Genomic DNA, 20425 nt, shown 5'->3' on the forward strand with positions numbered 1-20425 from the left:
TACTGGCCTGAAAATAAGGCGCTGCGGCCCAATCGGCTTCAATCAAATTGCAACTTTCCACGTCGTACTTTGTTAGTTAATCGCATCGGTCGGACGGGCGACGATTCTACGGCCACCCTACGCTTCGAGCACGAAACAGCAACAGTTTCGCCACAGCGCTGTGCAATACAGCCATGTCGCGCAATCTGACTGGCAAGGCGCGATGCTGGCGCGTATCTAAGGCCGGTAACAAGAGGTGAAGATTTCTATGCGTGTCGCGAGACTTCTGGCGGTCGGCATGGTGTTGCTGGCCACCGGCTCGGTATCTGCAGCTTTGGCTGTCGAACCCAGCAACGACCAAACCGATAAAGCCGCTGGCGCTTCGACTGCCCTCCCGGCTCCTGATCGAGACAGCTCCGACCCGCAAACTGCAATGCAGGTGCAGACCCCGCCACCACAGGACGGGTCGGCCTCGAGCCAGGCTGCACCTTCCGAAGATCCGGCCGTGCATTCGCAACCGGCAGCTGCGGCACAGGCCTCCGACCCGACACATACCGCGGACGCTCCGGCGGCTGCTTCGGCCCCGGCTTCCGCCGCGCCTGCCGGGAACACGGCGGCCCGCGAGATTACGCCGACCAATGACCTCCTCTATCTGCCCGTCGCCCGTTACCTGCAGGACAACGCCAAAAAGGCCTTGGCCAGCACCGACTTGGCCGATCGCCAGGTGTTGATCCAGTTCTACACCGCTCGCATGGGCTCCACGCTCTGGGTCAACAAACACGGCTACAACGATGCCGCGAAGAATCTTATCGCCACGCTCAATGATGCTGACAGCTGGGGCCTCCGCTCGGCGGATTTCAAAATCCCCGAACTGAAACCAGCTGCCGATGGGGAATTCAGCCTCGACGATCTGACGGTCGCCGAAACGCGCCTCTCTCTGTCAGCGATGGAATACGCCCGCGACGCGCGCGGCGATCGCATCCCTGACCCGTCGTCCCAGCTCGGCACCTACCTCGATCGGAAGCCGGTGCTTCTGGACCGCAGAACCGTCATCGATAGTCTGGCGACGGTTGCCGACAAGGGCGAATATCTGACCGAGCTTCACCCGAAGCATCCGCAATTCGTGCGTCTGCGTGAAAAGCTGCTCGCACTGCGTGCCAACGCCAAACAAGCAGAGGATCTGAAAATCCCGGACGGCCCGAAGCTGACGCCGGGCACGAGCCACGCACAGATCGCGATCCTCCGAAAGCGCCTCAAGGTTGCCGCCGCCACGACCAAAGAGGACGGCACGCCTGCCGACGACACCTATTATGACAAGGGTCTCGCCGCCGCAGTCGTCGCCTACAAGGAAAGCAAAGGCATCGATCCGGCCAACCCGGCCATTACGTCGACGCTGCGCCGCTCGCTCAACGCATCAAACGACCTGAGCGAAGCAAAGCTCCTCGCCAACATGGAAGAGTGGCGCTGGATGCCGGACGACCTCGGCAAATACTACGTCATGGTCAACATTCCCGAGTTCAAAGTCCGCGTAATCTCGGACGGCGAAGTCATCCACGAGGAGCGTATCGTCTCGGGCCGCCCCGATACGCAATCGCCGATCTTCTCCGAGATGATGCGAACCGTCGTCATGCAGCCGCGCTGGAGCGTGCCGGATTCCATCAAGATCAAAGAGCTGTTGCCAAGTCTCAGAGCTGGCGGTGATCCGCTGCGCCGTCAGGGACTCGTGATCGAGCGCAACGGCCGCAAGATGGATCCGTATAGCGTCGATTGGAGAAGCAACGACATTCGCAACTTCAACGTCTATCAGCCGCCCGGCGGTGGTAATGCCCTCGGCGTCGTAAAATTCCTGTTCCCGAACAAGCACGCCGTCTATCTGCACGACACGCCGAGCAAGAGCCTCTTCAACGAAAGCACGCGTGCGTTCAGCCACGGCTGCATGCGCGTCCGCAATCCGGTGAAGCTTGCCGAAGTCATCCTCAACAAGGACAAGGGCTGGGACCCGGCGATGGTGCAAAATCTCATCGCCAAAGGCCCCGAGGAAAACGAAATCAGCCTCGATCAGCCGATCCCTGTCCACGTCACGTATTTCACCGCTTGGGTCGCCGACGACGGCGAAGTTCAGACGTACGGCGATGTCTACGGCCACGAGAAGCGGATCAATTTGGCGCTCCAGGGCCGCTGGAACCAGATCGCGAAAGCCGACGAAAAGAAAGTCTCGCCAGAGGACATTCCGCAGGCTGACGGCTGGGGCAACGACGGCGGCTTCGGCTCGCTGTTCGGCAGCTACGACGAACGCGATAGTCGTGGCCGCAAGAAGTATGACCCGGGCCTCGGCGGCTTCTTCAAGCAGGTTTTGGGCGGCTTTTAACTCCGCCAACTGATGTTCCGCAGCCGGCCGATCCATATCGGCCGGCTTTCGCTTATTAACTGCCTGAGTATTCCGGCCTTTTTATCGCCCTTTCCAACCCTTTAAATGTTCAGACAGGATAGTTACCGCCTCTTAACGGTTCGGGATTAACCGTTAATGGCCGAGCATTTTTAGCCCCAGTCGGGCTCGGGGATTTAGTAGGGACGGGGGATTCGTGGCCTTCAGCCGATCAGGCCTAGTTCTAGGCGCGTTGACGCTTGCTGTTTCCGTGTTCCTGCACGCCGACAATATGACGGCGGCCGGTCAACCCGAAGAGCGCACGATCTCGCTCTATCACATCCACACCAAAGAGCGTTTGACCGTCACGTATAAGCGGAATGGCCAATACATTCCCGAAGCGCTGAAGCAGATCAATTGGATCATGCGCGATTGGCGGCAGAACGAAGTGAAGGAAATCGCCCCCGCAACCATCGATATCGCGTGGGAAATGCACGAAGAACTCGGCTCGAAAGAGCCCATCAATATCATCTGCGGATACCGCTCTTCCGGCACCAACGAAATGTTGCGCCGGACCGTCGGCGGTCAGGCGAAGCAGAGCCAGCACATCACCGGCAAGGCGATCGACATCACCTTCCCGGACATTCCGCTGAAAAAGATGCGTTACTCCGCGTTGATCCGCGAACGCGGCGGCGTTGGCTATTACCCGACCTCGGGCGTCCCCTTCGTCCACGTCGACACGGCAAACGTCCGCATGTGGCCGCGCATGCCGCGCCAGGAACTCGCACTGCTTTTTCCCAACGGCCGCTCCAAATACGTGCCCGACGACGGCCGCCCCATCACGCCGGCGGATGTGACGACCGCACAGAGCAAGTTCCGCGAGCTCGCGACGCAGGTCGCCGAATTCTTCCATGATCGCCGCACGCCCGGAACCTCGCGAACGATGGTCGCCTCGTTGGAACTCAGCCCTCCGAAAAAGAGCCTGAACGTCGTCGCGTCACTTGGGAATGCAGCACAGCAGGCGCCCGCGTCGGACAACGGCTCAACGCGCCGAAACGTCAATCTGACGGCCGAGCCCGATCCGGCTCTGGCGGCACCGCGCCCGTTCGCCCCAGCCGCAGTTGCATCGCTTGAAACCGAAGCTGATCCAAAGCCCCAGCTCGTTTCCGCGCCGAAGCTCGTCGATCGCTCGTCGCACTTCACGCTCCCTTCGAAAGCCGACCGTGGCAAGCTCGACGCCCTGGTGACAGCCGCCGCAACAATGCCGGTGCCCGAACTGGTTCGCGGCCCACGGCCCGCCGTCCGTCCGCAGAAAGCCTTGGCGGCGGTCGCTTTGGCTGAAACCCGGCAGCCCGCTTCACCTGTTCCGGCCGCACGAGTTGCAAGCCTGGATCCCGCAGTCGGCACGGACATGCACCCGGCAAGCCTCGGCAACGGGTGGGCCCAGGCCCCGCAGTTCGACGAAGATCATCCCGACGAACTCGATTATCGACCGTTCCCGCTGTCGCCGCTTCTGAGCGACAAACCGGCATCACGAGACCAGCCGCTCGCCGAAATGCAGGCGCCCGACGTCGCAGCGACCCTCGAGGTTTTGGACGATGTCGGCGGTATCGTGCCGATGAAATTCAGAACTGGGCAGCAATTGGCGGAATCAGTCTCATCCGACCAGTTCAGCGGCAAAGCGGTCCACGCGGAAGCATTGATGGAAATAGAACAGAGCCGCATGCCTTCGGGGATCGAGAGCAGAGCCGTTCAAACCAGCGCGCGCTGATCTTCTAGGCCTGCAGCGCCAAAGCGCCTCGCTTCAACGAGGCCTGCCCCGCTTCGGCAACGAGTTTACCCAGCGCCAGAAAATCATCCCGGCGCGGGCTCGACCGCCGCCATGCGAGCCCGATGGATCGCGAAGGCTCCGGATCGACGAAGCGGATGATCTTGATCTCGCGGCTCCGGCCTTCGACACCAAGGCATATTTCGGGAAGCAGCGTGATGCCAAATCCCGCCGACACCATCTCGACGATCGTCGATAGGCTCGATGCGCCGAAAGTATTTACGTCGTCGACCTGTTGCAGGCTGCAATACGTGAGCGCCTGATCGCGCAGGCAGTGCCCCTCTTCGAGCAGCAATAGGCGGTCGTGCTCCACCATCTCCTTCGTGGCGCGAACCCGGCCCGAAAGCTTCCGCGTCTTCGGCAGAGCTAGCAAAAACCGGTCTTCGAAAACCGACAATGTTTCGAGGTCGGGATTCTTGATCGGCAACGCGAGCAGCAGAACATCCAGCTTGCCCTCGACGAGTTCGTCCGTCAGGGGCTGCGTTTGCGTTTCGCGGACATGCAGTTCGAGGTCCGGATACTTCGCTTTGAGCAGCGGCAACAGCGGCGGCAGGAGATAGGGGGCAACGGAGGGAATGACACCCAAGCGAAGCGTACCGGAAAGTATGCCGCCTGCGTGCTGCGCATAATCGACGAGATTGCGCACGTCGTTGAGCAACCTCTGCGCCCGGATCGCGATTTCCTCGCCCTTCGGCGTCAGCTTGATGCCGTTGCGCGTACGCTCGACGAGCGCAATGCCGAGCGACGCTTCAAGATCCTGAATTTGCATCGACAGCGCCGGCTGCGTCACCGCGCAGGCATCGGCCGCTCGTCCAAAATGCTGCTCGCGAGCGAGAGCATCGAAATACCGGAGTTGCTTCAGTGTGACGTGGGCCATCAGCTAGACTAATGTATTGGACAAGAAATCACGATTTGTCCTTATCACAGTCTAACGCTAGCGTGAACAAACCGGCGCGTGGAGATCAATCACTTTTCCGCGCGCAGATAGACGACACCCGTAAGGATGTCATCGCCAGCACCGTCCGGGTCCCAGCGCCGAATGGGGTCGGGCGGTGTTGTTTTATGTTGTAGACGCCTCTGCTTGGCAACCGCACCTGAGCTAGATGGCAGCCCGAGCCTACTCGGCGGCCATCATCTTATCGACGACGGACGTGTCCGGGGGCGCGTCGAGCATGCCAAGCGCGTGCATGTAGACTTCGAGGATGCTTTCCTCTTCCTGCCGCTCCTCGTTCGACTTTTTGCGAAGCCGCACGATCTGGCGCAGTGCCTTGACGTCGAAGCCGACCGATTTCGCCTCGGTGTACTTGTCGCGAATGTCGCTCGCGAGCTGCTTCTTTTCCTCTTCCAAGCGTTCGATCTGTTCGACGAACTGGCGCAACTGATTTTGCGCCGAGGCTTGAAGCGTGCTCATGAAGGCTCCTACTGATCTCAAGTGCCAGCCGACGCTACCGGCCGATCCTCTCCGCAGCAAGGCGACGAGCGAAGCTATCCAAAGGGATAATATCGAGCCGGGCCTTGACGTTGTATATGTCGCGGTCCGACTCGCTTTTCCGCGAGGCCTCGCCCGGCGGCCGGCTCCCCGCAGGGGAGTCGCCGGACGACATCAAAAGACTCGCCGGACGAAAACCAAAGCTCGCCCGGCTCCCCGCGCCGGCGGCCGGCGCGCGGAACGCGTGTCGCCGGCGCCAATTTTAATGATCCCGCGGCCGGTTTTGCTCGAAGGCCGCTTGCTTATCTGCGGGCGCATCGGTCTGATATTTGGCCTTCCACTCTTTGAAGGGCATGCCGTAGACGATTTCGCGGGCATCGTCCTTGGAGAGCTCGAGCCCCTTGGCTTCGGCCGCGTCCGACATCCAGGTCGAAAGGCAGTTTCTGCAGAACCCGGCCAGATTCATCATATCGATGTTCTGGACGTCCGTCCGCGACTGCAAATGCTCGACAAGGCGCCGAAAGACGGCTGCCTCGAGTTCGATTGTCGTCTGCGGATCGAATGTCTTCATTTCCGGTTCCTCGCTTCTTGGGGGCGTTTCCACAGGCCCATACGACATAAGCACCCCGCCAGCCATCCAAAAGCCCCGCGGGAACCCGCCATACGAAACCCGGTGACCGGCTGCGGCCTCTGATGCCTTGACGGGCGTGAGGCGTTTGCGCAAACCAAGACCAACAATCACAAAACAGCCGGCAACTGGCCAGGGAGATACGATGACAGACGGGTCGAACGGCGGCGTTCGCGAGACTTTGAGCACGCTGTTCGAAGCCGCGCATCGAACAGCCCATCCCTCGGTCTGCCTGCCGTCACACCTTCCCCCCGTCCCCGAAGGCGGCCGGATCATCATTATTGGCGCTGGCAAGGGCTCGGCCGCGATGGCCGTCGCAGCCGAGGCGCACTACATTGCCACCGGACAAGAGAGCAAGATATCGGGGCTCATCTCCACGCGGCACGGCTTCGGCCTTCCGACCGGGATCATCAAAATCCTGGAAGCCGGCCACCCCGTCCCCGATGCCAACTCGATCATCGGTGCCGAACGCGCCATCGCGCTCGCCAAGAGTGCAGGCCCGAATGACCTCGTCCTCTGCCTGTTGTCGGGCGGCGCCTCCGCCATCTGGGCGGCCCCCGTCGAGGGCGTCAGCTTCGAAGCCAAGCAGGCACTGACGAAGCAGCTTCTCAAATCCGGCGCGCCGATCTCCGAGATGAATTGCGTCCGCAAGCATCTCTCCGAAGTCAAAGGCGGCAAGCTCGCAGCCGCCGTCTATCCGGCGCGTCTCCTGACACTCGCGATTTCCGACGTGCCGGGCGACAACCCGGACGAGATCGGCTCCGGCCCGACCGTCGCCGATCGCTCGACGCTCGCCGACGCACGCGCTGTCCTCGAGAAATGGAAAATCACGCCGTCGCCTGAAATTGCAAAAGCCCTTGCCGACCCGCGCAATGAAACGCTGAAGGCCGGCGATCCGAAACTCGCGAACTCGACCTACAAAATCGTAGCAGCGCCGAGAGCGTCTATCGAAGCCGCGGCGAAGATCGCCCGTGATCTTGGTTATCGTGTTGTTTCGCTCGGAGACGATCTCGAAGGCGAAGCACGCGACGTCGCGCGCACTCACGCGGAAATGGCGCTCGAAGCCAAGCGCAAGCACGAAAAAATCGCGATCATGTCGGGCGGCGAATTGACGGTCACCGTTCGCGGCGACGGCTCAGGCGGCCCGAATCAGGAATACGCCCTCGGTCTCGCGTTGGCCCTCAACGGAACCCCGGGAATTGCCGGACTTGCCGGCGATACGGACGGTATCGATGGCGGCGGCGGTCACGCGGGCGATCCGGCGGGCGCATTGGTATTTCCCGATACGCTGAAACGCGCCGAAGCTGCCAATCTCAATGCCGCCAAGTTCCTGGAGAACAACGACTCCACGGCATTCTTCCGCTCGCTTGGCGACCTTATCCTTTGTGGCCCAACCCAAACCAACGTCAACGATTTCCGGGTCATCCTCGTTGACCCGTAAAGCGCAAACGACATCGGCGAAGGATCGGGGTAACGACCGGAATTCTCCCCTTCGAGACCGGAGGTTCTGACTTGCAACCCCGCTTCCGCCTGCCCGCGCTTCGACGGAACTTTGCTCTCGTCCTGGGCTTTTTCCTCTACGCGACCGCAGCGCACGCCGACTTGAAATTATGCAATGCCACCTCGAGCAGGGTCGGCGTCGCAATCGGATATCAAGACTCATCGGGCTGGGCGACGGAGGGCTGGTGGAACATAGCTTCGCAGACCTGCGAAACCCTTCTCAAAGGTGGGCTACCGAGTCGCTTTGTTTACGTTCACGCCGTTGATTATGACCGCGGCGGCGAATGGGGCGGCAAAAACGACATGTGCACGACTGAAAAATCCTTCGCTATCAGGGGGGTTCAGGATTGCGCGAAACGTGGATATAAGCGCACGGGTTTTTTTGAAGTAGACACCGGCGAGGCGAAAGAGTGGACCATCCGCCTCACTGATCCCGGGCAAGGAAAAGCAGACAAATGAGACGTAACAGGCGGGTCAAAATTGTAGCGACGCTCGGACCCGCGTCTGCTGCACCGGAAATGATCGAGCGGTTGTTCATTGCGGGCGTGGACGTTTTCCGCATCAACATGAGCCACTCGACACACGACGGTTCGAAGACGCTCTATAACGCTGTCCGTGCGTGCGCGGCGCGCCACCGCCATTCGATCGGCATCCTCGCCGATCTTCAGGGCCCGAAATTCCGCATCGGCAATTTCGCAACCGGTCGCGTGAACGTGGCCACGAAATCGATCTTCAAGTTCGATCGTGACGAGACGCTCGGCACCGAAGAACGCGTTCACCTGCCCCACAGCCAGATATTCGACGCGATCGAACCGGGCCACATGCTGGTCCTCGACGATGGCAAGTTGCGGATGCGCGTCATCGATAAATCACCCGTGCAGATCAAGGCGGAAGTCTTGACCGGCGGAATGCTCGCGAGCCGCAAGGGCATCTCCATGCCCGATACGCTGCTGCCCATCAGTCCGCTCACCGAGAAGGACAAACTCGATCTCGCCCACGCGCTGAAACTCGGCGTCGATTGGGTTGCGCTGTCGTTTGTCCAGCGCGCCGAAGACGTCCACGAGGTCCGAAAGCTGATCGGTACGCGCGCGGCGATCATGTCGAAGATCGAGAAGCCCTCGGCGGTTGCCCAGCTCGAGGAGGTCATCGCGGCGTCCGACGGCATCATGGTCGCCCGCGGCGATCTGGGCGTCGAAATGCCCGTCGAGAAGGTTCCTGGTCTCCAGAAGCGCATCACGCGTTTGTCACGCGCAGCCGGCAAGCCCGTCGTCGTCGCGACGCAGATGCTGGAGAGCATGATTTCCTCGCCCATGCCGACGCGTGCTGAAGTTTCAGACGTCGCCACCGCCGTCTTCGACGGCGCCGACGCCATCATGCTGTCAGCCGAAAGCGCGGTGGGCCAATATCCCGTCGAAGCCATCCAGATGATGGACAAGATCGCAATCCAGGTTGAGCAAGATCCGGTCTATGAGCCGATGCTCTATGCGACGCAGACGGAGCCTCAGCCGACCGGCGCCGACGCCATCGCCGCAGCCGCTTCCGCCATCGCCGACACCGTGCGCCTCGGCGCCATCGTCTGCTACACGGCGACCGGCTCGACAGTGCTCCGCGTAACCCGCGAACGTCCCGGCATTCCCGTGATCGGCCTCACCCCGATCGAATCGACGGCACGCCGCTTGGCTATGGTTTGGGGCGTGCACACGATCCTGACGGGCGATCCGGAAAACCTCTCGCACATGGTCCGCAAAGCCTGCCGCATCGCGTTCGAGGAAGGCCTCGTCAAGGCCCGCGAGGGTATCCTCATCACCGCCGGCATTCCGCTCGGCAGCCCCGGCGCAACGAACATGATCCGCATCGCCTTCGTCGACGAATCCGGCGCCCCGATCGCGGAAGAGGTCTGAGTCGAGCGTGAGCTTTTGATCTCTGAGTTGTCATCCTCGGGCTTGTCCCGAGGATCCATCGTGCAGCGAACGCGGACTCGCCTTCGCCTTAAATCCCCTGCCCCTCGACTTCTTTTTTGAGCTTGTCGCGCGCAGTCGCGGCACCCTCGATGTTCGGGTGCACCTTGAGAAGCTGATCGTAGACCTCGAGCGCCGCTTTCTTTTCGCCCATCAGCACGAGGATCTTTGCCATGCCATCGAGCGCCCGGAAGTGGTTGGGCTCGATCGCGAGCGCACGCCTCAGATCGCCGAGCGCCGCAGTGTAATTATTCAGCCGATATTCGACGTAGGCGCGATGGCTCCACGCTTCCGCATACTCAGGCGCCAGCTCGACAGCGGCATCCAGAAACGGCAGCGCCTTCTCGTTCTCATTCCGAGATGAGAAAATCTCAGCCCGATCGATCAGGAGATTAACGGTATCGCCGCCTTCGAGACGCCATAGCCTTTCGATGGCCGCACCGATTTCGCCGCCTTGGCGGTGGTCACCCTCGGTCGCGAGGTAGGCATAAAGATTGTCGAGCGTCTTGGCCGTTTCTTCCGGTGTCTTCGGCCAAGGCAAGCCCATCATGCCCGGCTCGCCCTTTTGCTGCTGAGCTGCACCGGGCGACGGCGCGACCGGAGGCGACTTCTTGACAGCCGGCGGCAGCTCCTGCCTCGGACGCGCAGGCGACGGCGTATCGGGGAAGGGCCGAGTCTTTAAAAGCTCATCGTCGGCTGCGGCCTGAGCCGCGCCGGCCGAGAGTGCCAGGAGTATGAGAAGAAGCCGCGCGCAAAAAGACATGCCCCGAAGTTAATCGAGGCATGCGTTTTGGTCAAAAAGACTCTCGTGAATTCGCCGTAACGTCGCGCATGTCCTGCGCAACGACCTCAGCCCTGGCGGGCTTTGAAGCGGCGGTGAGTCTTGTTGATGACGTAAACCCGGCCCTTACGACGAACAACGCGATTATCGCGGTGCCGTGAGCGCAGGGACTTCAAAGAGTTTCTAACTTTCATAACGACACCGGTTAAAATGGTGGGCTCTAGAGAGGACGCCCCTCTAACCCTGACCATGTCAAAAAGAGATGGAAGCCGGGCTTGTACCTGCCAAATCCTAGGAAAACAAGGGCGCACCGGCGAAAAGTCGCGTCGGAAAGGGCCGGGAATTTAGAGGCCACACCCAGAAGCCCAAAAACACGCCTTTTTGACGCGGCTTGCCCACGTTTACGGGAGCAGCGGCCCCGCCCCGTCTTCCCGCTTTTCATCCCCGACGGCAAGCCTTTCAGAGCAGGCGCGCCTCCCGCGGGCGATCCAGCCGATCGTTAACGACTTGGGAGCGCCCGCGACTCGTATGCAAGGCGGCCGGAGAAGCGTCTGCGCGGTCCCTCAACGTGCGCGATAGCAATGTCGCAAAGCGGTCCCAACTGTTCTGGCGCGAGAACTCGATCGCCGCCGCCGAAAGCCTGGTCCGCTCAGCCTCATCGGCCACCAGTTCCTCAATCGCATTGGCGAGCTCGAACGGCGCATGCATTGCGACGAGCTTCATGCAATTTCCATCATTCTGGACTTCCACGAACGGCGGGGTCGCGGAAGCTATAATGGGTTTACCGCGCGCCAGCGCGTCTGCGAGCGCCCCCGATCCTGCCGGGAAATTGTCGACATAAGGCGCGAGGATGATATCGACGTCCGCGAAGGCCTGATCCAAATCTTCGACAAACCCGAGAATCTTCACTCTGGAACTCAAATCGAAATGTGCGGCGCTCGTCGTCATAGGTTGAGCGCCTTTCCCACCCCAGACTCCGGTCCGGAGCATACGCTGAATGTTATTGAGGGTCGGATCGTTTTGAGCGAGCGGATGTTTACCGCCCATGATGACAAGCTTGTATCGCGGGGGCAGATGCTGCAAGGCCTCCAGCGCCGTCCGATACCCTTTGTAATGAGCAATGAAGCCGAAGATACCCAAGGTGATTTCGTCATCTTTCAGTTCCCGCTGCACGCTTGGTTCCACTCGCGGAATTGGAAGATGCACCTTCAGGAGCTTCTCCCGGTCGATCCCGAAATCGAGGAACGACTTCCAGCTGGCCTCGCCATGCACGACGACCCGGAGCATAGGATTCGAATTGATCGATCGCAAAATGCAGCGACGTATGGTTTCGGTATTCGAGAAGTAGCGAAAGAACCTCTTTGACGCCTTCGCCCGCGCCGGAAAATTGGTGTGAAATATCACGACGCATGGCTTCTCCATCACGCGAATGCGCTCGAGCAAGCGCGTAAAATTTCGAGCAGACTGCTTGATGCCAGGACCGAAGAAGCAGTGCTCGTGTTGAATGACCACTGCGTCGTACGATTTTAACCGCCGAACGAATTCGTCGAAGCACTCGGAACGCGCATCACGCATATCCTCGTCGATCGCGAATACCTCATACCGATTGCCGGCATCGCGCATCGCAGCGCCGAGCGACTTATTGGCATTGCCGATACCGCACGGCGTATCGATGGTGGAAAGACTGAGTATGTTCAAAGCACGATCCCATCTTCAAATTGGAAAAAAATGACAAGGCAGCAAATTGAAGAGTCTCTTCGTCGAAGTGGTGGGCTGCACCGCGCCACGTCGCGAACACCATTTGACTGGCTACGCGGCCAACGCCCGGCCCGTCAGTCGTTCGAGAACGCGTAGTGGAGATCGTTCCGCCCGGCACTGCGCGGCAACTGGAAGCTCAAATGTTTGCTCCAATACGAATTGTCCGCTGATGGCTGCATGCAAGACCTGGTCGGTAAAAACCACCCACGTGCTGCCGGCTGCAAAGGCGACTTCCTGCCGAGGCGCCTCACGCTGATAGTTGGCATCGCCCTTTGTCCGATCGTGCAGGTGCAGCATGATGTGATCATAAGGCGTTCTCACACCCTTGGTGATACCAAGGATCGACTCGATCTGCGCAAGCCCCGGCAGCGGTCGAGAGACGGTCGGCAAAAAGCGGCTCGCATAAGCCTCGAAAGGCTCGCCGATCTGCCACACCCGCGCTTTGCCCGCAGGATGGATGTTGGTGAAAACACGCAAGATGCGCGCGCCACGGTTCGGCCGAGAAGGAAAAGCATCGACGTGAAGACGGGTGTCGTCCTTCCGATAGGATTGGACGGGCCGCCCCTCGACCTCGTGTGGCCGAAAGCTCGTTCGCGCCAATCGTAAGGTGGAAGCATAAGGCGGCAAAAGACTGTGAAGGAACTGGCGTGCACCCGACGCGTATCGGCTCATCATGCCAACCAGCTTGTCACCGTCAGCGCCCTCGATCCTCGCGCCTCGCAACCGGCCTTCGGTAGGATCGAAGCTGATATTTTTTGCCTCCTGGTCCGACCAGGTGGTGGAAAGGAAAATCTTTTCTTGGGCCTCGAGTGAAAATGGCAAATTCTTGAAATAGAGAACTCGCCCGCTTTCGAGCCCGTCTACAGCACGCTCGCGATCTTCGGATGTAAACGGACCATCCCAGGCTGTCGCATCAAAAGATTCAAGTGAGGAAAAGACTTTACGCGTGGATTCGAAAGAAGACATGAGTACCCCCAATATCGAGGCCGAACATTTTGAAAAATTTTGCACTTCGTCGTTTGAGGCAAAAATAGCGCCTCGAAAGTTCGCTCAACGAGCGGCAAGGAAAATGCGTAATCGTCTGAAATTTAATATCGGCGCGTCACAATAGGCTGGGGCTCTGGCAATTCACTAAGTTCCCCACACCACAACAACACGGTGGTGACCGATCCCCACAACAGGCTATTTGGCCAAACGTGTGCTCTGCACCCGCTTATCCACAATTATGTCGCTCAAACGCGCGGCACACCGTTGATGGTCGGCAATCGAAACTCTTCTTGCCTCCGAGACCGGATGCGAACAAGTTTTCCTGAACAGTGATTACGTTCTACTCAGATTCGAAATAAGCGCAATCAGTGCCCCACGCGCCACGTATTCCCAGAAAACTTTTCCCCAACGGTCCGTTATGATGGCCGACTGGCCCATTCAAGCGGTAACTTCCCGTAGGCAATCTGGCCTAGTTGCATTTTGTTAAAATCAAGAGGTTGCAAAGACCCCAATGGCACTACCGCTCCTCGTTCATATCCACGTCCCGAAGTGCGCCGGCACTACGGTAGAGAAACACTTGTTCGAGCAGCTAGGGCGCGACGGGACTTGGAATCCCCCCAAACGAACCCGAAAATTCCCCCTGAGCATCTTCAATCACAAATATAACCGCGCGCTTCCCGAACGCCCCGACAAGATAAAAGCTATATCCGGCCATTTCATCGGAAAATCGGTCGAAGACCTGTTCCCGGACCGTCGCATCGTGCGCTCCATCATTCTCCGCGAGCCCGAGAGCATGATGCTGTCCTATTATAATTTTCGCATGATGCGGTATCTGCTCGAGGGCCAGCACACCTATTCCTTTTCGTTGTTCTTGCGGGCCACCCGCATGAATCCCACCGCCCATTTCCTGCTCGAGCGCTGGCTTGAAATGCCATGGATTCGATTGGTGCAATTATCCGATCAGCGCAAAGCGGAGCTTCTCGACGAGGTTCTGACCTCGATCGATTACGTCGCTGACATCAGCGAGACCGATGCGTTTATCGAGAAAATCTCGGCCGAAATTTCCATTTCTCCAGCGGCGCAGCGAGAGAATACCGCCGAAGAGAAGCAGGCAATGACAGGTTGGAAAATCATCAGGCTTGGCGACCTCTCTGCATCGGATCGAGCTCTACTCAAATCGCGAACCGCGCTGGACCACTATGTTTGGAACCGGTGGGTGCGGAAAGAAAAGAGACTGTTCGACGGTCGTGCTCAGAGCAGCTTTGCACTCAGTGAATTTGTGCGCCCAAGGTACCAGGCAGAGCGCCGGATTGCGCGCCGATTTGGCTGACACCAGTGAGCGACACATGAATTTCAAACGCCGAGACAATGCTGCAAACGCAGGGTCTCCAATCGGATGCTATGAAATGAGTGACATACCCGCACCTTCTCTTCTGCGTGAAATCGAAAGCATTGCGCTCGCCGCGGGCCGGCTCATTTTGGAAGTTCGGCAAAGCGGCACAAGCGTTCAGCGTAAAGGCGACGGCAGCCCGGTCACCGACGCCGATCAATTCGCAGAAGAGCTGATTACGCGAGAACTGCAGAGGATCGATTCATCGATTTCGATCGTCGGCGAGGAAGCAGCTTCTGCGGGCGACTTCGGAGGAGCCTCCGAAAGAACCTTCTTCCTTGTGGACCCACTGGATGGCACGAAGGAGTTCATCCGGGGCAGAGCTGATTTCACCGTGAATATTTGCCTGGTCGAAAACGGTCGCCCGCAACTGGGCGTCGTTGTTGCGCCGGCACGCCGCGAGCTTTTCAGCGGAAATGGCAGCATTTCCTATAAGTGCCAGCTCTCCGACGACCAGACCATCCGCGAGCGATCGCGGATCACGACGGCCACACCTTCCAATTTGCTTTCCGCCGTTGCGAGCGCATCGCACGAGAACGCCGAGACGAAGGACTTTCTGGATCGACTTCCGATCGGCAAGAAATTGTCGGTCGGATCTTCACTGAAGTTCTGTCTCGTGGCGACGGGAGAAGCGGACATCTATCCCCGCTTCGGAACAACCATGCAGTGGGATACGGCAGCTGGTGATGCTGTTTTGCGTGGAGCCGGAGGGTGCACGCTGACCTGTGATGGTCGAGAGCTTGGATACGGAGCAAAAGATCCGGACACGAAGGCATTGCAAAATCCGCACTTCGTTTCGTTTGGCGGAAGTGCGGAAGCATTGCGCGAACTGCTGCGTGTTTCGACACTGGAGGTCAGCTCGTGAGTGGGAGGGAAGGCATGAAGCCATCACCGGAAGCCCATCAACGTGTATTCGGAACACCAAAGCGCACTGCTCGTTCTTCGCTCGAGCTTCAGTGGAACGATTCCGCGATTACTAAAATCAAGCGGTCGGAGTTGAAGGCGCAGAGCGCGTGCTGCATTTGGCTCACTGGCCTCTCTGGAGCGGGAAAGACGACCCTCGCAAATCTCCTTGATGAGACGCTTTATAAATTGGGTCACCACACGTTCGTGCTCGATGGCGATCGCTGTCGGGACGGCATTTGCAGCGACCTTGACTTCACTCACGCCGGCCGCATGGAGAACGTGCGACGCGTTTCGGAAGTCGCGAAGCTGATGGTGGACGCGGGCTTGATTGTCATTGTCTCGCTGATTTCCCCGCTCATCGCTCAGAGGCAGCAAGCGCGCAGACTGTTCGAGCCCGGCGAGTTCATTGAGGTATATCTGAACACGCCGCTCGCAACCTGCGAGCAGCGCGACGCGAAAGGCCTGTACAAAAAGGCGCGACAGGGACTAATTCCGGATTTCACGGGAATATCTTCGGCCTACGAGCCGCCGGAGCGCCCGGAGATCACGCTTGATGGACAGGCTCCGCTCGAGGATCTTCTGAGTGAGATGCTCCAGGCTTTGCGGAAGCCTTTGGAAAGCGAAAAAATCAGCCTGCGAGCCAGCTGACATCGCGTTCTAGACGAACAAAGCGGGCATCGCGGTGCGAGCCGACAGCCATTCCGGGATCGGCAAGTTTTTGGATGCGAGAAACGCCGGGTTCATAAGTTTGGATTGGTAACGGGTGCCGTGATCGCAAAGCATCGTCACGATCAGATGTCCCGGGCCTAGCGTCTGCGCGAGCTTGATAGCTCCCGCAATGTTGACGCCGCTGGAACCTCCGAGGCAGAAGCCTTCTTCCACTATGAGACGGTGCACGATCGGAATGGATTCGGGGTCCGGGATCTCGAACGAAAAGTCCGGTGAGAAACCTTCGAGGTTCTTCGTAATGCGGTTCTGGCCGATGCCTTCGGTAATCGATGACCCGTGGGCCTCGAGCACACCGCGGGTGTAGAAGGAATAAAGCGCGGCTCCAGGCGGGTCGGCGAGCGCGATTTTAACGGACGCGCGTCGAGCTCTGAGGCCCGCAGCAACTCCGGCGAGCGTACCCCCGGTGCCGACAGCCGAGACGAAGCCATCGATCTTGCCATCCGTCTGCTGCCAGATTTCTTCCGCAGTTGTCCGGGCATGGCCATCGCGGTTGGCGACATTGTCAAACTGATTGGCCCAAACGGCACCGCTAGGCTCGGTCTTGGCGAGTGCTTCAGCGAGGCGGCGCGAATAGTGCACGTAGTTGTTCGGATTGGCATAGGGCACAGCTGGCACTTCCACCAGCTCCGCACCAAGCGCACGCACGGCGTCCTTCTTCTCGATCGATTGCGTGTCCGGCATGACGATAACGGCGCGCAGTCCGAAGACCCGGCTGAACGCCGCCAGGCCGATGCCAGTGTTGCCTGCCGTTCCCTCGACAATGACGCCACCCGGCTTTACCGCTCCACGCGATAGCGCGTCCTCGATCAAAAACAGGGCCGCCCGGTCTTTGACGGAGTGCGCCGGGTTCATGAACTCTGCTTTGCCGAGAATGGTGCAGCCCGTCTGCTCGGAGGCGCGCCGGAGCTTGATCAACGGCGTGTTTCCAACAGCATTCGCGAGGCTTTCGGCGTAAGGCATGCGCTTGTCCATTCGAGCAGAGTACCCTGGCGGTGATTGGTGAGAGAGTCTGCGGAGACGGCCGCTTGACCGATCAGACCTGATTCAAACTACGATACTTCGGCTCCTGAAAATCGCGAAGCCAAGTGGTAAAGAACAGCTGTGTAGAGGTGGACGCCTAGGCCGCCAATCTCAAATCGCGCGCCTGCTCTACCGTTGGTCCGAAGAATGGCGGCGTCTCCCAAATTGATGTGCGTTTGCTCGCCATCCGAGGTCAGAACGACAGGACCGGCCAGGGCGAAAAGCAACAGCACCTCACACGCTGCGGGAGCCAGAACGTGATCCCCTTCCTTCAAGACCGACACTTCGGCCCGCAGCCGGTCTCGCGCAAACAGCAAGTTTAGGACCGTGCTCGGCCCCGCTTGGACATGGCATACGGTTGGACTGTCGCCGGGAAAAGCTCGGGATAGGAATCGACGATTGGCGTGCACCGCTCCGAAGTCTTTGACGTCGAGGGTGAACCCCTCGCCATCGATCAAAGTGACGATGCGGTCGACGCCAGGGAAAACTGAAAATGGCGCGTCGCCTTCGATCAATGCTGTGGCAAAGCGCCAATCGCATTGGGCGGGCAGAGCATCCATAGGCGCGCTTGCGATATCCCACGACACGCCGGCACGATTAGGCCAGCGTCCCTCGCGAAATTCTGCACTCCGTATGATTTCCAGCGTCGCCATGCGCACTCTTGATGAACCGCGTCTTGCCGGCGCGCAAATGCATATACCAATCTTGCTGTCGCAGTGACGCCGGGATGCGCCGCTTGCATCCCCAACCCCGTGGGAAAAAGCCAGAGGTCTGAGAATAGCCGCAGCAATGAAGGGCGCTGAAGAGAGCCTCAAGACCGTTCGGTAAGGTCTAGCAAACAGTGGCCGCTATCGCGCCCACACCGGCGGCTTCCGGCGCCTCACCACCCCAAATCCCGGAACGTCGGGTTTTTAGGGATGGTGGGCACTAGAGGGATCGAACCTCTGACCCCTACCATGTCAAGGTAGTGCTCTACCGCTGAGCTAAGTGCCCGGAAGAAGCGAGCTTCTAGAGTGTTAGAGATACTCCGGTCAAGCCCTGGAACGCGGCAAATCGGCCGGATCTGAAATTTAAATTTTCAGACCGCCAGAAGACGGTCAACCTCGCGCACCAAATCCTTGAGGTGGAACGGCTTGGAGAGGACGCGGGCGTCCTTCGGCGGCTGGTTCTCGCTGTTGAGAACGACGGCCGCGAATCCGGTGATGAACATGATTTTGAGATCGGGATCGATCTCGCTCGCGCGGCGGGCGAGTTCGATGCCGTCCATCTTCGGCATCACGATGTCGGTGAGGAGGAGCGTGAACGGCTCCGTCTTGAGACGGTCGTAAGCGTCCTCGCCGTTCTCGAAGGCGACGACGTCGTAGTTCGCTTTTTCGAGCGCCTTGACGAGGAAACCGCGCATGGAATCGTCATCCTCTGCGAGCAGGATGCGGCGGATCGGCAGGCTGGATGGCTTGGCTGTCATGACTACTCTGATGTGCGGAAGGCCCCAGACGAGAAGTACCCGATATCTCATCTAATGCAAACTTGGCCCGACTTTGGTAAACGGAGCATGAAACTGTGGAAATGCAGAAAGACCCGCGGCAGTAGAGCATCACTCCGTTCAGAGTGACGTTCAGTTTCGTCAGCAGCTCGCTCCACAAGCTACATGCAAACGACGCAGGCCTAAGTCTTCCGTGGACTTACACCTGCTGCATTGGCAATGTATTCCACCATGAGCCTTCAAATTGCGGCCGGGATCTGAACGAGACACTGCTAATCATGCCCGACGATAGATCCCACGACGTACCGAGAGCATTTTTCCCGTCTTTCGACGTCCTGGCGCCGCGCGTTCAATCTGCGCCGTTCGTTTTCTCGTCGCCCCACTCGGGCAGGCTTTATCCGCCTGAGTTCCTTGCAATCTCGCGGCTCGATCCGAAAACTCTGCGCCGCTCAGAAGATTGCTTCGTCGATCGGCTTTTCCGCCCCGTGGCGAGCCTCGGAGCGCCGATCATCAGCGCCCGTTTCCCGCGCGCCTATCTCGATCTGAACCGCGAGCCCTACGAGCTCGATCCGGAACTCGTCGATGAGCCTCTGCCGGCCCACGCGAACACACAGTCGATTCGCGTTGCTGGCGGATTAGGCACCGTCGCCCGCATCGTCGCCGACGGCGAAGAAATTTATCCGGACCGTTTGAGCCTCGACAGCGTGCTCGCACGAATTGAACAGCTCTATTTTCCGTTCCATGCCGAGTTGTCGAGACTAGTCGCAACGACGCGCGAGACCTTTGGCTACGCCATCCTGATCGACTGTCACTCCATGCCGTCGACGGCGATGGCGCCAGGCGGCGCGCAACGGCCGGACATTGTCATTGGCGACCGCTTCGGCGCCTCCGCCGATCCGCGGCTCACTCTTCTGGTACGCGACGAGTTCCAGCGCCGGGGCTTCAAGGTGCAATTGAATCGGCCGTACGCTGGCGGCTACATCACCGAGCATCACGGCCGCCCAGCGCGCGGCACGCACGCGATTCAGATCGAGATCAATCGCGGGCTCTACATAAACGAACTGACGTTCCAGGAGACGGCCGGCTACGCCCGACTTGCGGAGGCACTGATAGAGATTGTTACTTCGCTGTTCCGCGAAGTACCCGGGCTACTCGATTACCGCGCTGCAGCTGAATAAAGCGCGCCGACGGGCATGTTAAGCAAATATATAAAGAAAAAGGGCCGTCCGAATTTTTCACGAACGGCCCAAGTCTAGGGAGGAAACGCCCAAGGAGGGCTGCGAAGCGCGAGCCGAGCTCACATATCGCACTGCAAAAACTAACGGTGCACTGCATTATCGGCAAATGCGATTTATGCAGAGCAGCATAGCCTGAAACGCGGATCTCGTGCGGGAGCTGTTTTGGTTCGCGCTGTTTTCAACTGGTGCGCGAGGGGTCATTTCCAATAAAGAAGGCCGTCCGAAAGCCGAACGGCCCAAGTCTAGGGAGGAAACGCCCAAATTGGGCAGCGATTGCGGTGAAGCGTGTCAACGCAACCGCCTAGCAACGATGGGCTGCTTCGGCCATCGCCGCAATCTCTACGAGTGTAGTATTAGCACATTGGGCCGGCGATGTATCCACCCCGCCACAACTTACGTTACTAATGTGTATCTAGCTCAACATTGCAGTATCTCGAAGTAACGTC

At 59.3% G+C, this 20425-nt stretch carries 19 protein-coding genes and 1 tRNA gene; 9 read left to right on the forward strand and 11 right to left on the reverse strand.

The genetic code is table 11. From position 1 onward, the window contains the following. The first annotated feature begins 247 nt into the window (after positions 1 to 247). Together G359_RS16885 and G359_RS16890 are read left to right on the forward strand one after the other, a co-directional pair. On the forward strand, positions 248 to 2347 hold the full coding sequence (locus G359_RS16885; protein ID WP_045837069.1) for a L,D-transpeptidase family protein: 2100 nt from the start codon (positions 248 to 250) through the stop codon (positions 2345 to 2347). A 214-nt stretch (positions 2348 to 2561) separates the two neighbouring features. Next, positions 2562 to 4115 carry a peptidoglycan L,D-endopeptidase MepK gene (locus G359_RS16890; protein WP_045837070.1) on the forward strand — a complete coding sequence of 518 codons (1554 nt, stop codon included), beginning with the start codon at positions 2562 to 2564 and terminating at the stop codon, positions 4113 to 4115. Positions 4116 to 4119: 4 nt separating this feature from the next. On the opposite strand, the gene G359_RS16895 is transcribed toward G359_RS16890, so the two are convergent. The 3 genes from G359_RS16895 to G359_RS16905 form a co-directional block, all read right to left on the reverse strand. Further along, positions 4120 to 5049, reverse strand: a complete 930-nt coding sequence (locus G359_RS16895; protein ID WP_045837071.1) for a LysR substrate-binding domain-containing protein — start codon at positions 5047 to 5049, stop codon at positions 4120 to 4122. 240 nt (positions 5050 to 5289) lie between these two features. Then, positions 5290 to 5583: a DUF2312 domain-containing protein gene (locus G359_RS16900; RefSeq protein ID WP_045837072.1), complete on the reverse strand. Its 294-nt coding sequence runs from the start codon at positions 5581 to 5583 to the stop codon at positions 5290 to 5292. 280 nt (positions 5584 to 5863) lie between these two features. After that, entirely contained in the window at positions 5864 to 6172 is a 309-nt protein-coding gene (locus tag G359_RS16905; RefSeq protein WP_045838153.1) for a DUF1244 domain-containing protein, read from the reverse strand. Between the two features lie 202 nt (positions 6173 to 6374). On the opposite strand from G359_RS16905, the gene G359_RS16910 reads away from it, so the two are divergent. The 3 genes from G359_RS16910 to pyk all read left to right on the forward strand — a co-directional run bounded on the left by G359_RS16910 (position 6375) and on the right by pyk (position 9630). Continuing rightward, positions 6375 to 7670, forward strand: coding sequence for a glycerate kinase type-2 family protein (locus G359_RS16910; RefSeq protein WP_045837073.1), 1296 nt, complete (start codon positions 6375 to 6377; stop codon positions 7668 to 7670). Positions 7671 to 7759: 89 nt separating this feature from the next. Continuing rightward, the gene (locus tag G359_RS16915) at positions 7760 to 8188 is read left to right on the forward strand and encodes a DUF1036 domain-containing protein (RefSeq protein WP_052699513.1); all 429 of its coding nucleotides are present in this window, start codon (positions 7760 to 7762) and stop codon (positions 8186 to 8188) included. After that, positions 8185 to 9630, forward strand: a complete 1446-nt coding sequence (gene pyk / locus G359_RS16920; protein WP_045837075.1) for a pyruvate kinase — start codon at positions 8185 to 8187, stop codon at positions 9628 to 9630. The genes G359_RS16915 and pyk overlap by 4 nt, the downstream gene beginning before the upstream one ends. A gap of 88 nt (positions 9631 to 9718) precedes the next feature. On the opposite strand, the gene G359_RS16925 is transcribed toward pyk, so the two are convergent. The 4 genes from G359_RS16925 to G359_RS16935 all read right to left on the reverse strand — a co-directional run bounded on the left by G359_RS16925 (position 9719) and on the right by G359_RS16935 (position 13192). Beyond that, entirely contained in the window at positions 9719 to 10450 is a 732-nt protein-coding gene (locus tag G359_RS16925) for a tetratricopeptide repeat protein (protein WP_045837076.1), read from the reverse strand. An 86-nt stretch (positions 10451 to 10536) separates the two neighbouring features. After that, positions 10537 to 10662, reverse strand: coding sequence for a type B 50S ribosomal protein L36 (gene ykgO, locus G359_RS20180; RefSeq protein ID WP_013216601.1), 126 nt, complete (start codon positions 10660 to 10662; stop codon positions 10537 to 10539). A 265-nt stretch (positions 10663 to 10927) separates the two neighbouring features. Beyond that, entirely contained in the window at positions 10928 to 12166 is a 1239-nt protein-coding gene (locus tag G359_RS16930; RefSeq protein WP_045837077.1) for a glycosyltransferase family 4 protein, read from the reverse strand. Between the two features lie 111 nt (positions 12167 to 12277). Continuing rightward, positions 12278 to 13192 carry a Kdo hydroxylase family protein gene (locus G359_RS16935; protein ID WP_045837078.1) on the reverse strand — a complete coding sequence of 305 codons (915 nt, stop codon included), beginning with the start codon at positions 13190 to 13192 and terminating at the stop codon, positions 12278 to 12280. An 814-nt stretch (positions 13193 to 14006) separates the two neighbouring features. Between G359_RS16935 and G359_RS16940 the strand changes: the two genes are divergently transcribed. From G359_RS16940 to cysC, 3 genes are all read left to right on the forward strand, one after another. Further along, positions 14007 to 14543: a hypothetical protein gene (locus tag G359_RS16940; protein ID WP_245280076.1), complete on the forward strand. Its 537-nt coding sequence runs from the start codon at positions 14007 to 14009 to the stop codon at positions 14541 to 14543. Positions 14544 to 14619: 76 nt separating this feature from the next. Continuing rightward, a complete protein-coding gene (gene cysQ, locus G359_RS16945) occupies positions 14620 to 15468 on the forward strand; it encodes a 3'(2'),5'-bisphosphate nucleotidase CysQ (protein ID WP_045838154.1) in 849 nt (282 codons plus the stop codon). A gap of 14 nt (positions 15469 to 15482) precedes the next feature. Next, a complete protein-coding gene (gene cysC / locus G359_RS16950; RefSeq protein WP_082072983.1) occupies positions 15483 to 16157 on the forward strand; it encodes an adenylyl-sulfate kinase in 675 nt (224 codons plus the stop codon). 9 nt (positions 16158 to 16166) lie between these two features. Here the strand turns inward: cysC and G359_RS16955 are convergent, their stop codons facing one another. The 4 genes from G359_RS16955 to cpdR form a co-directional block, all read right to left on the reverse strand. Continuing rightward, positions 16167 to 17198 (reverse strand): cysteine synthase A, encoded by a 1032-nt coding sequence (locus G359_RS16955; protein ID WP_045838156.1) that lies wholly within the window; start codon positions 17196 to 17198, stop codon positions 16167 to 16169. Positions 17199 to 17287: 89 nt separating this feature from the next. Then, positions 17288 to 17911: a HutD/Ves family protein gene (locus tag G359_RS16960; RefSeq protein WP_045837080.1), complete on the reverse strand. Its 624-nt coding sequence runs from the start codon at positions 17909 to 17911 to the stop codon at positions 17288 to 17290. 265 nt (positions 17912 to 18176) lie between these two features. Next, positions 18177 to 18251 (reverse strand) — tRNA-Val (locus tag G359_RS16965). 85 nt (positions 18252 to 18336) lie between these two features. Next, positions 18337 to 18723, reverse strand: a complete 387-nt coding sequence (cpdR, locus tag G359_RS16970; RefSeq protein ID WP_045837081.1) for a cell cycle two-component system response regulator CpdR — start codon at positions 18721 to 18723, stop codon at positions 18337 to 18339. A gap of 296 nt (positions 18724 to 19019) precedes the next feature. Here cpdR and G359_RS16975 point away from each other — a divergent pair, with 296 nt between their 5' ends. After that, positions 19020 to 19919 (forward strand): N-formylglutamate amidohydrolase, encoded by a 900-nt coding sequence (locus G359_RS16975; protein ID WP_045837082.1) that lies wholly within the window; start codon positions 19020 to 19022, stop codon positions 19917 to 19919. The last annotated feature ends 506 nt before the right edge of the window (positions 19920 to 20425 follow it).

Origin of the sequence: Hyphomicrobium sp. 99 (assembly GCF_000384335.2) — a bacterium.
Taxonomy (GTDB): domain Bacteria; phylum Pseudomonadota; class Alphaproteobacteria; order Rhizobiales; family Hyphomicrobiaceae; genus Hyphomicrobium_B.